The organism is Uliginosibacterium sangjuense (assembly GCF_059132465.1).
Map to the genome: position 1 here is coordinate 2,019,381 of NZ_CP101132.1, position 13,281 is coordinate 2,032,661.

10 protein-coding genes are annotated in these 13,281 nt (G+C 66.0%); 1 reads left to right on the forward strand and 9 read right to left on the reverse strand.

Going from position 1 to position 13,281, the window contains the following annotated elements; translation table 11 throughout:
• Positions 1-120: 120 nt before the first annotated feature.
• Together NMB43_RS09295 and NMB43_RS09300 are read right to left on the reverse strand one after the other, a co-directional pair.
• Complete coding sequence (locus tag NMB43_RS09295; RefSeq protein ID WP_494351874.1) at positions 121-1,053, reverse strand: response regulator; 933 nt, start codon at positions 1,051-1,053, stop codon at positions 121-123.
• Positions 1,037-4,519 carry an ATP-binding protein gene (locus NMB43_RS09300; RefSeq protein ID WP_494351875.1) on the reverse strand — a complete coding sequence of 1,161 codons (3,483 nt, stop codon included), beginning with the start codon at positions 4,517-4,519 and terminating at the stop codon, positions 1,037-1,039. The genes NMB43_RS09295 and NMB43_RS09300 overlap by 17 nt, the downstream gene beginning before the upstream one ends.
• A 189-nt stretch (positions 4,520-4,708) precedes the next feature.
• Here NMB43_RS09300 and NMB43_RS09305 point away from each other — a divergent pair, with 189 nt between their 5' ends.
• Positions 4,709-6,334, forward strand: coding sequence for an SGNH/GDSL hydrolase family protein (locus NMB43_RS09305; protein WP_494351876.1), 1,626 nt, complete (start codon positions 4,709-4,711; stop codon positions 6,332-6,334).
• A 434-nt stretch (positions 6,335-6,768) separates the two neighbouring features.
• Here NMB43_RS09305 and NMB43_RS09310 read toward each other — a convergent pair whose 3' ends face one another.
• The 7 genes from NMB43_RS09310 to NMB43_RS09340 all read right to left on the reverse strand — a co-directional run bounded on the left by NMB43_RS09310 (position 6,769) and on the right by NMB43_RS09340 (position 13,280).
• Complete coding sequence (locus NMB43_RS09310; protein WP_494351877.1) at positions 6,769-8,664, reverse strand: polysaccharide lyase; 1,896 nt, start codon at positions 8,662-8,664, stop codon at positions 6,769-6,771.
• Positions 8,665-8,836: 172 nt separating this feature from the next.
• Positions 8,837-9,265 carry a DUF1841 family protein gene (locus NMB43_RS09315; protein WP_494351878.1) on the reverse strand — a complete coding sequence of 143 codons (429 nt, stop codon included), beginning with the start codon at positions 9,263-9,265 and terminating at the stop codon, positions 8,837-8,839.
• An 18-nt stretch (positions 9,266-9,283) separates the two neighbouring features.
• Positions 9,284-9,916 carry an endonuclease III gene (gene nth, locus NMB43_RS09320; RefSeq protein ID WP_494351879.1) on the reverse strand — a complete coding sequence of 211 codons (633 nt, stop codon included), beginning with the start codon at positions 9,914-9,916 and terminating at the stop codon, positions 9,284-9,286.
• Between the two features lie 22 nt (positions 9,917-9,938).
• A complete protein-coding gene (gene rsxE / locus NMB43_RS09325; RefSeq protein ID WP_494351880.1) occupies positions 9,939-10,622 on the reverse strand; it encodes an electron transport complex subunit RsxE in 684 nt (227 codons plus the stop codon).
• 3 nt (positions 10,623-10,625) lie between these two features.
• A complete protein-coding gene (gene rsxG / locus NMB43_RS09330; protein WP_494351881.1) occupies positions 10,626-11,261 on the reverse strand; it encodes an electron transport complex subunit RsxG in 636 nt (211 codons plus the stop codon).
• A 7-nt stretch (positions 11,262-11,268) separates the two neighbouring features.
• Positions 11,269-12,288, reverse strand: coding sequence for an RnfABCDGE type electron transport complex subunit D (locus NMB43_RS09335; RefSeq protein ID WP_494351882.1), 1,020 nt, complete (start codon positions 12,286-12,288; stop codon positions 11,269-11,271).
• On the reverse strand, positions 12,285-13,280 hold the full coding sequence (locus NMB43_RS09340; RefSeq protein ID WP_494351883.1) for a Gfo/Idh/MocA family protein: 996 nt from the start codon (positions 13,278-13,280) through the stop codon (positions 12,285-12,287). The genes NMB43_RS09335 and NMB43_RS09340 overlap by 4 nt, the downstream gene beginning before the upstream one ends.
• Position 13,281: the final 1 nt, after the last annotated feature.

Here is a 13,281-nt window from a genome sequence, read left to right on the forward strand (position 1 = left end):
GGGTCCCTGCCTGCGCAGGGACGACGGCATGGAGAGACTGTGCCGCGCAGTCCGTCATTCGTCATTCCTGCGCAGGCAGGAATCCAGTGTCTTTGGGGTGGGAGGAAGAGCGGAGAGGCACTACCCGCGCAGTCGGCTGATGGCCAGGTTGGCGGCGGCGGTGCGGGTTTCGACCGCGAGTTTCTCGAACACGTGCTCCAGGTGTTTGTGCACGGTACGCGGGCTGGTGCCGAGGATGTCGCCGATGTCCTTGTTGGTCTTGCCCTTGATCACCCAGTAGAGCACCTCGGCTTCGCGCAGGGTGAGGCGGAAGGTGGCGATCAGGGCTTCGATGGTGGCACTGTCCGATTCCTCGCGCAGCACGATGAGCCATTCGCCCTCGCTGGTCTGGTCGTGCAGGGTCAGGGTCAGGCGGCGGGCGGACTGGATGATGTGGAGCGGGGTGATCTCGCTGTCCGGCGCGTTGCGGCGGCGTTGTAGGCTGGCGGCAATCCAGTCGAGCAGGGGGGCTGGCGCATGCTCGCCGTCGTGGCTGAAGTAGGCGGCGAGCAGGCGGCGGGCGAGCGCGGTCTGCCAGGTCAGGCGGCCGGTGTCCGGGCGTACCGCGATGGTGGCCTGGCCGAAGGCGTCGAGCGCGGAGCGTGCCTGCTTCATCTGGCGCGCGCTCTGCAGGTGGGTGGCGATGCGCGCGATGACCTCGCCGGTGCGGATGGGCTTGGAGACGTAATCGGTGCCGCCGGCGTTGAAGGCGGCGACGACGTGCTCGGTCTCGGTCAGCCCGGTCATGAAGATGATGGGGATGTGCTGGGTCGAGAAGTCGGCCTTGAGGCGGCGCGAGACCTCGAAGCCGTCCATGCCCGGCATCAGGGCGTCGAGCAGGATGATGTCGGGCAGGCTCTGGCGCGCGCGCTGCAGGGCGCTCTCGCCATTGGTGGCGACCAGCACCGTGTAGCCGGATTCGTCCAGTGCGTCGTGCAGCACCGAGAGGTTTTCCGGCACGTCGTCGACGATCAGTACGATGTCGGTGTTCAGGCGATCAAGGCTGGGTGGCATCGAGGTGGTTCTTGAGTTGCTGGCTCATGCGGTCGAGCTGGAACTGGCGCAGTTGCTCGCGCATGGACTGTACGAAAGGGGCGTGGCCGGGGTCCAGCGCGGCGATCTGCTGCAGCACGGCCTCGGCCCCACGTACATAGCCCAGCTTGACCTGCTCGGCCAGGGCTTCCAGCTTGTCCACCGGGGGCAGCAGGCCGCTGCTGGCAGGCGGCGGCGGGGGCGGGGGGGCGGCATCCTGCTCGCGCCATTCCAGTTGCAGGCGGTGGCCGATCCAGTCCAGCAACTCGTGCACACGCACCGGCTTGAGGATGAAGTCCTCGCTGGGGAGGGCCACCTCGTTCTCCAGGCCCTTGTCGAAGGCATTGGCCGAAATCACGGCGATATGTGGTGCCGCCTCGCCGTATTGCGCGCGGATGCGGCGGATCGTTTCCCAACCGTCGATGCCGGGCATGGCAAGGTCCATGAAGACGAGTTCGGGCTGGAAGCGGGGGAGCACCTCCAGGCACTCGATGCCGGAGGCGGCCTGGTCCAGCTCGAAGCCCAGTGGCGCGAGGATGCTGATCAGCAGTTCGCGGTCGACCTGTTCGTTGTCGACGATCAGGATGCGCCGGCGCGGGCCCAGGTAGCCGTTGCGTCGCTCGCGCGGCAACTCGCGTGCCGCCTGGGTGGAGTGCACCTGGGGCAGGAACAGGCGCACGGTGAAGGTGCTGCCCACGCCCGGCGTGCTGCGCAGGCTCAGCTCGCCGCCCATGAGGTCGGTCAGCATCTTGGCGATGGTCAGGCCGAGGCCGGTGCCACTGGTGTTGCCCTGCGCCGCCGCGCCGCGCGAGAAGGGCTCGAAGACGCGCGCGATCTCGTCCGCGGAGATGCCGGGGCCGCTGTCCTCGATCTCGAAGGTGGCCATGTCGTAGGCATAGCGCAGGCGGAGCACGACGCCGCCCTGCTCGGTGAACTTGACCGCGTTGCCGAGCAGGTTGATGAGGATCTGGCGCAGGCGCTTCTCGTCGGCGCGCACGACCTGCGGAATCTCGCCCGGCCCCTCGAAGCGGAAGCCGATGTCCTTGTTGCGCGCCTGCAGTTCGAACATGCGGACGAGCTGTTGCAGCATGTCGGCGAAGTCCAGTGCGCGCACCTCCAGGCGCAGCTTGCCGCCCTCGATGCGGGCAATGTCCAAGGTGCCTTCGATGAGTGACAGCAGGTGGTCGCCGCTACGCCGGATCACGTTGATGGCCTGGTGGCGATGGGCCGGGATCGAGGGGTCGCTGTCGAGGATCTGGGCGTAGCCGAGGATGCTGTTGAGCGGCGTGCGCAGCTCGTGGCTGATCGCCGTGATGTAGCGGCTCTTCGCCTGATTGGCCTGTTCCGCCGCGGCGCGGGCCTGCTCGGCCACCACGCGGGCGCGCTGCAGTTGCTCGTCGGTGCGTTTGTGCGACTCGATCTCGCGCATCAGCAGGTGGGTCTGGCGGTTCGATTCTTCCTGCGCCACCTGCCGGCTCTTGTGCGTGAGCACTAGCCACCAGGCGACGATGCCGCTGACCATCAGCAAGGCCACGAAGGCCTTCAGGAAGGCCAGCCGCAGCGCCGGTATCAGGGCGTGCTCATGGGGCTCGAGGATCTGCAGCTCATGCAGGTACAGCAGGCCCAGCAGCGCGGACAGGAAGGTGAGGATGGTGCCCATCAGCAGCAGGTAATGGCCCAGGCCGGTGTCGATGTAAGGCCAGGCGCTGCGCGGCAAGAGGCGGCGCAGCACCGCCGACCACTGGGCGGAGAGCTTGGCCTCGGGCTTGCACAGATCGTTGCAGCGCGCGTCCAGCGAGCAGCACAGGGAGCAGATCGCGCCCTGGTAGGCGGGGCAGTGCGCCATGTCGTCGGACTCGTACTCGCGCTCGCAGATCACGCAGCGATGGGCATGACGTCCGTGTGTGCCGGCCGCCGGCTGGCGCGCCAGGTAGTAGCGGCCGCGCGTGGCCCAGGCGATCAGGGGCGCGCTGACCAGGGCCGCCGCCAGCGCGATGAAGGAGGCGAAGGCCTGGGCGGTGGGGCCGAACAGGCCCACGTAGGCGCAGATCGACAGGGTGGAGGCGATCAGCATCGCGCCCACGCCCACCGGGTTGATGTCGTACAGGTGGGCGCGTTTGAACTCCACGCCGGGGGGTGACAGGCCCAGCGGCTTGTTGATGACGAGATCGGCCACCACCGCCACCATCCACGAGATGGCGATGTTGGAGTACAGCCCCAGCACCTGGCCCAGCGCGCGGAACACGTTGAGCTCCATCAGCGCCAACGCGATCAATGTGTTGAACACCACCCACACGATGCGCCCCGGGTGGCTGTGGGTCAGCCGCGCGAAGAAGTTGGACCAGGCCAGCGAGCCGGCGTAGGCATTGGTCACGTTGATCTTCAACTGCGACACGATGACGAAGAAGGCGGTCACCGCGATGGCGATGCCGGGGCGCGAGAACACGTACTCGAAACCCACCAGGTACATCTGGTTGGGGTCGACCGCGTGTTCGGCCGGTACCTCATTGCGCAGGGCCAGATAGGCCAGCAGGCAGCCACCGAGCATCTTGGCGACCCCCATGATGACCCAGCCCGGTCCGCCCACCAGTACGCCGGCATACCAGCGCAGGCGGTTGGCCGGCGTCTTCTCCGGCATGAAGCGCAGGTAGTCGACCTGCTCGCCCATCTGCGTGATCAGCGCAATGCCCACGGTGAGGCCGGCGCCGAACAAGGCCATATTGAAAGCGCCGCCCAGCCCGTCCTGCCCCGGGTAGGCGGCCAGCCCCTGCAGTACGCCCGGATTCTTGGCCAGCACGAAGATGAAGGGCAGGGCCAGCAGAAACAGCCAGATCGGCTGGGTCAGCGTCTGCAGGCGGCTGATCACGGTGACGCCGTGCGTCACCAGCGGGATCACCACCAGCGCGCAGATCATGTAGCCCAGCCAGGGCGGGATGTCGAAGGCCAGCTCCAGCGCGTAGGCCATGATGGCCGCTTCCAGCGCGAAGAAGATGAAGGTGAAGCTGGCGTAGATCAGCGAGGTGATGGTCGAGCCGATGTAGCCGAAGCCGGCGCCGCGCGTCAGCAGGTCCATGTCCAGCCCGTGGCGGGCCGCGTAGAGGCTGATCGGCAGGCCGCACAGAAGGATGATCAGCCCGGTGGCGAGGATCGCCCAGAAGGCGTTGATGAACCCGTAGTTGACCAGCAGGGTCGCACCCACTGCTTCCAGCACCAGGAAGGAGGCGGCGCCGAAGGCGGTGTTGGCGACGCGCCACTCGGTCCATTTGCGGAAGCTGCGCGGGGTGAAGCGCAGCGCGTAGTCCTCCATGGTCTCGTTGGCGACCCAGGTGTTGTAGTCGCGGCGGATCTTCACCACGCGCTGGATGGCTTCGTGCGGCTCGGGGGCGGGTACGGCGTCGGCGGCAGGGCTGGGGCGCGGCAGGTCCATCTGGGGCGGGGGCAAGGGCATGACGATCGGGGCACTGCAGGGCGGGCGGGGCGTTCGTTCGGCGCGGCCCCATCCCGTTGCCTGCGCTCGACTGTAAAGCAGCAATCGCTATCAGGACAAGCCAGCGCGCGCGGCGCAGGCTGCGCGCCACGGTAATCCGTGTCGCTGCGCATATGCGCATCGGGTATCCAGAACAGACGAGGAGACAAGATGAAACGCATGGGAATGGCCCGGCCACTGAGCCTGGGGCTACTGGCGGTCGTGCTGGCGTCCTGCGGTGGCGGGGGCAATGATGAAGCCCCGCCCGCCACCACCCTGACTGGCGTCGCCGCCCTTGGCGCCCCACTGGCGGGCGCCAGCATTACCGTTGTCGACAGCCTGGGGCAGAAGAAGACCGCCACGGCCGATGCGCGCGGCCGTTATACCCTGGTGGTGGATGGCCTGCAGGCGCCGCTGTTGCTGTCGGCCATCGAGGCGGGCGGCAATACCAACTGCCGCTACAACAGCAGCCTGCGCGCGCGTTGCCTGGCGGCCTACTTGCCGAACCTGAGCGCCCAGGCCGGCAACGTGGCCAACCTGAACCCGCTGACCGACCGCGTGGCGTCCGATCTGGCGGTGAGTCTCAAGTTCATCGGTCCGCAGCAGATGGTGGAGAGCGGTAAGGCGCCCAGCGTCAGCGGCGCCGCGCTGGACACCGCGATGAGCTTGATGCGCGCCGGCTTCAAAACCGCGCTGAGTGAGGCGGGTGTGGCCAAGGTCGAGGCCTTCGATCCGGTCACCACGCCCATGGAGGCCGATGGCAAGGGTGTGGACGCGGTGCTGGACGTGATCAACCACACCCGCAACTACGACAACAACAGTGGCGAGTCGGCCCATACCGTGCTCACCGACATCAGCTTCCGGCCCATCGTAGGTCTGCTGGGTAGCGGTCCCTACGAGCCGCTGGACTACAAGCGGGCGGTGCGGGAGCTGGCCGAGATCAAGGCTGCCAGCGTGCGCGTGCTGGTGGTGGGCGACTCGACGGCCGCCACCTACGAGCTGGAACGCCTACCGCGCATGGGCTGGGGGCAGGTGTTCGAGAGCAAGTTCAAGGACGGCAGCGGCGTGAAGGTGCTCAACGGCGCACGCGCCGGGCGTTCCTCCCGCGACTTCTACAACGGCGGCTGGTACCGGCAGATGGCGCGTTTCATGAAGGCGGGCGACTACGTGATCATCAATCACGGACATAACGACCAGAACTGCGATGCGAGCAAGGCGGTGCGCGGCGCGGCCGACGTGGCCAACCTGTGCAGCTACCCGAACGCCGCCGGCGGCGTGCGGCAGTTCCCGGCCGGCAAGCCGGAGATGTCTTTCCAGGCCTCGCTGGAAAACTACATCCAGTCGGCCCGCACCGCCGGCGCCACGCCCTTCATCATGACGCCGACCACGCGCTACTGGAACGTGGATCGCAAGACCGCCTATCAGTCCGGCGACACGCGCCCGGTAGTGCCCAATCACTTCACCAGCCAGAACGCGGCGAACGGTTTTGCCTTCATCGGCGACTACAGTCAGACGGTCAAGGACACGGCGATCGCCAATGCGATTCCGCTGATCGACCTGGAGGCCAAGTCCATTGCCTTCGCCAACGCGCATTCCGCCGACTGGAAGTCCTACTGGCTCGCGATCGACCCGACGGATGCGCGCTATCCGTACTACAAGACGCAGAGCAGCGGCACCCTGGCCAGCCCGGACACCACCCACTTCCAGGAAGCGGGCGCTCACGCCATGGCCGATCTGGTGGTGCAGGGGATCAAGGAGACACCAGCGCTTGCCGCACTGGCGACTTTGCTGAAGTAGGCGCGTCGCGGCCTCGCTTGGAAAACCCGTCATTCCTGCGCAGAGCCTGCCCTCGACCCGATCGGGGGCAGGAATCCAGTGCCCTAAGCCAGGGCAGCAGGAAAGGTAAAGACGCTGGGCCCCTGCCTGCGCAGGGGCGACGAGGCGGGGTCAGGATAGACGTGGCCGGCGTGCAAATACTCTCCTCGTCAGAGCGGGGAGAGAGGATAAGCAGGCTGACTCTCACCCACGCCGTCATTCCTGCGTAGAGCCTGCCCTCGACCCGATCGGGGGCAGAAATCCAGCGTCTTTCCTGGGTTTTCGGCCCGATAGACAGGAAAGGCAAAGCCGCTGGGTCCCAATCTGCGCAGGGGCGATGTGCTTGGGGCGGGGGCATACAAAGCAAAACCGGGATACCTCAGGGTATCCCGGTTCATCATTTACTCACGTCCAGATCAGAACGGCGCGTTGGTGTAGCCCTCTGTCACCGTGATGTTGTCGAAGCGTGCTGCCGAGGGCGTCAGCGGGTTCCAGGTCAGGTCGGAATACACGCTGTTGCTCATCTGCGAGGCGCAGAGCTGGTTGAAGCGTGCCTGCGTCAGTCCGCTGAAGCTGGGTAGCGGGTTCTGCACCAGGGTCGTCAGCGTGCTCTGGGCTTCGTTGATGCAGGTCAGGCGCTTGGTCTCGTTGCCACCGTGGAAGGTGCTGAAGAAGAAGGCGTTGATCTGCGTGGCGGCGCTGTCGGGTACCGTGCCCGGGCAACTACCGTTGCACTCGTCGCGCAGGGCGACGTTCGGATAGACCAGGAGTCGCTTGGTAGCGCCGTCGGCCGACTTGATCGCCAGGCTCACTTCGCCGTTGCCGGACAGCACGATCGGGTCACCGAACTCGTCGCGCACCACGTTGCCGCTGCCATCGCGTTGATAGACCACCGCGCCGTTGTCGTTCATCTTCACCGACAGGCGGATCGTGTACCACACGCCGGTCTGGAAGCGGAACTTGCCGTCATTGGGGATCTGGCCCGGGATCTCGTGCGCCGGCTCGCCCGCCACTTCGTCGATCTTGCGCGTGATGCCGCAGGCACCGGAGGGGCGTGTCTGGTCATACGAATACAGCTCCAGGCGACCGTTGGCGCGCCACATCAGGCGCACGCTCCAGTTGCCGGTGCTGCGCTTGTTGTTGCCGTCTTCCGTGCAGCCGCTGTCGAATTGCTCCGAGGCCAGGCCCGGCAGCTTGCCGCCCTTGGCGAAGTCGAAGCCCGGCTCGAAGTAGACGTTGTAGCTCAGCGTCATCGTCTTGCGCGGCGACGGGGTATCTGTCTTCTTGCTGGTATCGAGCAGGCCGCTGATCGGCAGGTTCTGCTGGATCACATCGGTCGCCGTGTTGGTGTGCGTCGAGTCGGCGGCGGCCCAGTTGATCGTGCCACCATCGTTGACGAACACCGGGCTGGAGGGCGGTGCCTTGTGGATGCCGTCGGCATGGCGATAGACGATGCGCAGGCAGTTGCCGCTCACGCCGCAGCCCGAGGTGACCAACGCGTTCTCGGGCCGGGCCTTGGGTTTCGCGCTGTCCAGGTTGTTGGTCCACAGTTGGCCGGTGGGCAGGGCGTCGAAGTTCTGGCGATAGAGCAGGGCGCCGCCGGAGGAACTGCTCGAGCTGGAGGAGGAACTGGAGGATGAGCTGCTCGACGAGGAAGAGCTGGATGAGGAAGAACTCGAGGAGGAGCTCGACGAGCTGGAGCTGCTTGAGGAGGAACTGGAGCTGCTCGAACTGCTGGAAGAGCTGGACGAACTTGACGAGCTGGACGACGACGAGGAGCTGGAGCCGCCGCCGCTAGGATTGGTGCCGGAGATCAGCGTGCTGCCCGAATACACCGGAATCCGCGTGGTCACGCTGTTGCTGCTCGTCAGACCGACGCGCGAGTAGTCGTTGGTGCTGCTCCAGTTGCTGGACCAGTCGGACAGGCGCAGGGTGATCTTGTATTGCACTTCCACATTGGACGCGATGCTGTTGGCGAACGTCAGCTTGGCGTAGTAGATGTTGCCGCTGTACTGCACCAGCGTACAGGTGGCGCCAGACGGATCGTAGCGCTCGTCGCACTTCACGTTGGCCGCCGTGAGGCCAGACGCGATGACCTCGGACAGGTCGACGTATACCCGCGCGGATACGTTGCTCAGTGTGCTGCCCGTGGTGTTCTTGATGAAAACGTCGTACTTCGTGCGCGAAGTCGTGTCCTCGTCGATGCGTGCCGTCACTTGCGAAGCGGCGGCGGTCGCTGACAGCGCGAACATCCCGATGCCGGCCAGCGCAATGGCAGCGCCCCTCCAGGGGCGTGGGAAAAACAGGTTCATGTCTACCTCCAGTGATTGTCGTGACCACCTCATCGAGGAGGCAGTACGCTAAAGGTAAGCGGTTAACTGTCAATTTCGTAATAAGGGTTAACCAAGACGTGCTAGATCTTTTAGAACATGAACTTATTGACGATAAACGGCTGGTAATCGTTTGTTTTGATGTGCGCCAGCATCATCCGGCGCGCTGGCGGACTCGCTCCAGATAGGCGCCCGCATCCAGGCCGCTGCCATCGCGCTGGGCCTGCCAGATCGTCTCACCCAATGCTTCCAGAACGACGTGAAGTGCCGCATGACGGTCGCCCGCATGCCTCGCCAGGCAGGCGTCATAGGCTGCGCGGATGCCGGGCGGCTGGTCGATCGTCAGCTGCTCGTGGATCGCCAGGTGCAGCGAGAGGTGCAGGAAGGGATTGATCTGCCCGTCCTCAGGGCTGAAGTCCTTGTCCGCCGCCTCGGGCGAAGCGAGCAGGGCGTGGTACTCGGGATGCTGGCTGATCAGCTCGGCGGCGACATCCTCCAGGGCGGTGAGGCTTTCGCCCTGGCCATGCTTGCGCCAGGCCTCGATGAAGAACAGGCGGGCCTGGTCGCGGGTGGGGCTGAACATGCTGTAAGGACTCCGGGTTCAGACGGTCTTGTCGGTGCTGCCGCACAGGTCGCGCACGATGCATTCGCCGCACTTGGGGCTGCGCGCGGTGCACACGTAACGGCCATGCAGGATCAGCCAGTGGTGGGCGTCAATCAGGTAATCCTTCGCCACCCGGCGCAGCAGGGCCTGTTCGACCGCCAGCACGTCCTTGCCGGGGGCGAGCCCCATGCGGTTCGACACGCGGAAGATGTGGGTATCCACCGCCATGACCGGTTCGCGCCACAGGCTGTTGAGTACCACGTTGGCGGTCTTGCGGCCGACACCGGGCAGGGCTTCGAGGGCCTCGCGGCTGCGCGGCACCTCGCCAGCGTGGCGTTCCAGCAGCATGCGTGAGAGCTGGGCCACGTTCTTCGCCTTGTTGCGGTAGAGGCCGATGGTCTTGATGTAGTCCGCAATGCCGTCCTCACCCAGCGTGGCCATGGCCTCGGGTGTCGGTGCGGCGGGAAAGAGCTTCCGCGTGGCGAGGTTCACGCCCTTGTCGGTGGCCTGGGCCGACAGCACCACGGCCACCAGCAACTGGAAGGGCGTGGCGTACTCCAGCTCGGTCTTGGGTTCAGGGTTGGCCGCCTGCCAGCGCGCGAAGGCCTCGGCAATGGCGGCCTTGCTCATCGGGCGTGCCATCGCGTGTCGCTCAGGCGGACTGGGTGGCGACCGGCGCCGGCGGCTGCGCCTTGGCGCGCGCTTCGGCACGCGCGTTGAGCCAGGATCTGCCGGCGATCAGGCAGGCCAGGGCGATGAAGGCACCGGGCGGCAGGATGGCCAGCAGGAAGCCCGGGTAGTCTGCCGGCAGCACATGGATCGGTTGCGCGCCGGGGATGATCATCTCGATGCCGGCGAACAGCGTGCCGCTGCCCAGCACTTCGCGTGCCGCACCGAGGATCGCCAGCACCACCACCAGGCCCACACCCATGGCGGCACCGTCGATTGTCGAAGCCAGCACTCCGTTCTTGGCGGCAAAAGCTTCCACCCGCGCCAGCACGATGCAGTTGGTCACGATCAGCGGCACGAAGATGCCCAGCACCAGGTACAGCGAGTGCAGCCAGGCATTCATCGCCAGATCCAGCACCGTCACCAGGGCCGCAATGATCAGGATGAAAACCGGAATGCGGATCTCATACGGGATCAGGTTTCGCAGTGCCGCCACCACGCCGTTGGACAAAGCCATCACCAGGATGGTGGCCAAGCCCAGACTCACGCCATTGACCAGCGTGGTCGACACCGCGAGGATCGGGCACAGGCCCAGCAACTGGACGAGGCCGGTGTTCTGCTTCCATACCCCGTTCCAGGCAATCTCACGCCAATTCACCTGACTCATGGCTTACTCCTTGAACAGCTCGGCACGATGGGCCTGCACGTATTCCTGTGCCCGCCGCACGGCATTGGTGACTGCGCGCGGCGAGATCGTCGCGCCGCTCATGTAATCGATGTCTCCACCGTCCTTGCGCACCTTCAGGCGGGCGGCTGTGTCGGTCTCACGCCCCTTGAACTGGCCCACCCAGGGCTGGGCCTTGTTCTTGTCCTTCAGGGGGTCGATGTAATCGCCCAGGCCCGGCGTCTCCTTGTGTTCGGTCACGCGCACGCCGCCGATGCGGCCCGCTGCATCGACCGAGAGGATCAGCTTGATCGCGCCTGCATAGCCATCCGGCGCCACGGCTTCGAGCACCAGGGCCACGATCCGGCCGTCCTTGCGGGCGCGCAGGATTTCACCGCCATCCCGCAAGCCGAGCTCGGTCGTCGGGCCCAGCTTCAGTGCATCGGCGAGCAGCTTGTTGTCATAGCTCGCGGGCGGCAGCACTTCGTTGATGAGGCGCAGGCGCGCTTCGGCCGCGCTCTGCTCGATGGCCGGTTTGGTGGCCTGGTAGGTGCCGGCCATCAGCGCGGTGAACACCAGCGTGAAAGCCATCATGATGGCTGCGGTGCGCACCGAGAGACCGAGGGGCGTGGGTTCCTTCATCGCGCGATCACTTCTTGTGGCCGAACACGGTCGGCTGGGTCTTCATGTCGATCAGCGGCACGCACAGGTTCATCAACAGGGTGGCGAAGGCCACGCCGTCGGGGTAGTTGCCGAACACGCGGATCAGGTAGGTGATGAGGGCCGCACCGGCGGCAAAGAGCAGCTTGCCACGCGGCGTGGTGGCGCCCGACACCGGGTCGGTCAGGATGAAGAACGCGCCCAACATGCTGCCGCCGGCCATGAGATGGAATAGTGGCGAGGCGTAATGCTGGCTGTCGGTGAGCCAGAACACGCCGCTGACAAGCGCCAGCGTGCCCAGGAAGGCCACCGGGATGTGCCAGGTGATGATCTTCTGCTGTACCAGCCACAGCCCGCCCAGCAGGTAGGCCAGGGCGATCCACTCCCAACTGCGGCCGGCCAGGAGGCCGAAGATGGCAGGGTCGCCCAGAAGCTGACTCACCGAGCTCGTGCCGCTGAGCAGGCCGGTGCGCAGCGCGTCCAGCGGCGTTGCGCCGGTCAGTGCATCCAGTGGTACCTGGCCCGCCTGCGGCGTGACCTGCAGGAACTCGGCGGTAGCGACAGCCTGCATCGCCAGATCGGCCGGCCATTTCGACATCAGCGCAGGGAAGGCCACGATCATGGCGCAGTAGGCCACCATCGCCGGGTTGAAGGGATTCTGGCCAAGACCGCCATAGAGATGCTTGGCGACTACGATGGCGATGGCGCTGCCCACGACAACGATCCACCAGGGCGCAATGGGCGGGAAGGCCAGCGCGATCAGCACCGCTGTTACCACCGCCGACAGGTCGCACAGGTGCAGGGCGAGTGGCTTGCCCCGCGCTTTCAGGACTGCCGCTTCGCATACCAGGGCGGTGGCTACGGCCAGCGCGGTCTGCAGCAGGATGGCCCAGCCGAACAGCCAGACATAGGCGAGGTAGGCCGGCACCAGGGCCAAGAGGACTTTCAGCATCACCTGGGTGACGCTGGCCTGGGCCCGGACGTAGGGAGAATTGTGGGTGGCGCTCATGCGTTGCGGGTATGCGGGCTGGGTTGGCCGGCCAGGCTGGCGCGGATCAGGTCAAGCACCTGCATGTTGCGCAGGCTTTCGTCCAGGCTCAGGGCCGGCTGGCAGCCATTGAGGATGGCGGTAGAGAAGTCGGTGAATTCCGCCGCGTAACGGTCGGACTCATCCACCGGAATGAGGCGGGTGCCTTCCTTGTCGCGCAGCGTCAGGTGACCGCGGAAGTCGACGAAGGTGTCGCTGCATTCCAGCACGCCATCCGTGCCGATCAGCGTGGCGTGCATGTAGGCGGCGGCGTTGAAGCCGCAGTGGATGTTGGCGATCAGGCCGTCGTCATAGCGCAACACGGCCGAGAGGTTCACATCCACGCCATTGTCCATGTCGGCCAGCGCGTGCACTTGCTGCGGGACGCTACCCGTGATCAGCCCCAGCAGGTTCACCGGATAGCAGCCCACGTCATACAGCGCGCCGCCGCCCAGGCCTGGCTGGACCTTGATCGTGTTGGGGCGATCGAGGAAAAAGCGGAACGAGGCGTTGATGTGGCGCAGCCTGCCCAGGCGACCGCTGCGTACCACCTCGGCGATCTTCTGCGCGCGGTCGGTGTAGCGGTACATGAAGGCTTCCATCAGCAGCCGGCCGGCGGCGTGCGCGGCGGCGATCATCTCGGCGGCTTCGGCGGCGTCCAGGGCGAGCGGCTTTTCACACAGCACATGCTTGCCGGCGCGCAGCGCGGCGAGCGTCCAAGGCTTGTGCAGCGAGTTGGGCAGGGGGATGTAGACCGCATCGATCGCCGGGTCGGCCAGCAGTGCTTCGTAGCTGTCGTAGGCCACGATCTCACCGGCCTGCGGGAAATGCGCCTGGCATTCGGCAAGCTTGGCCGCATCGCGCGAGGCCACGCCATGCAGGCGCGCATTCGGGCTGCGCAGAATGGCCGGGATGGCGGACAGGCGGGCGATGCGGGCATAGCCCAGGATGCCCCAGTTCACGCGTCGACTCATG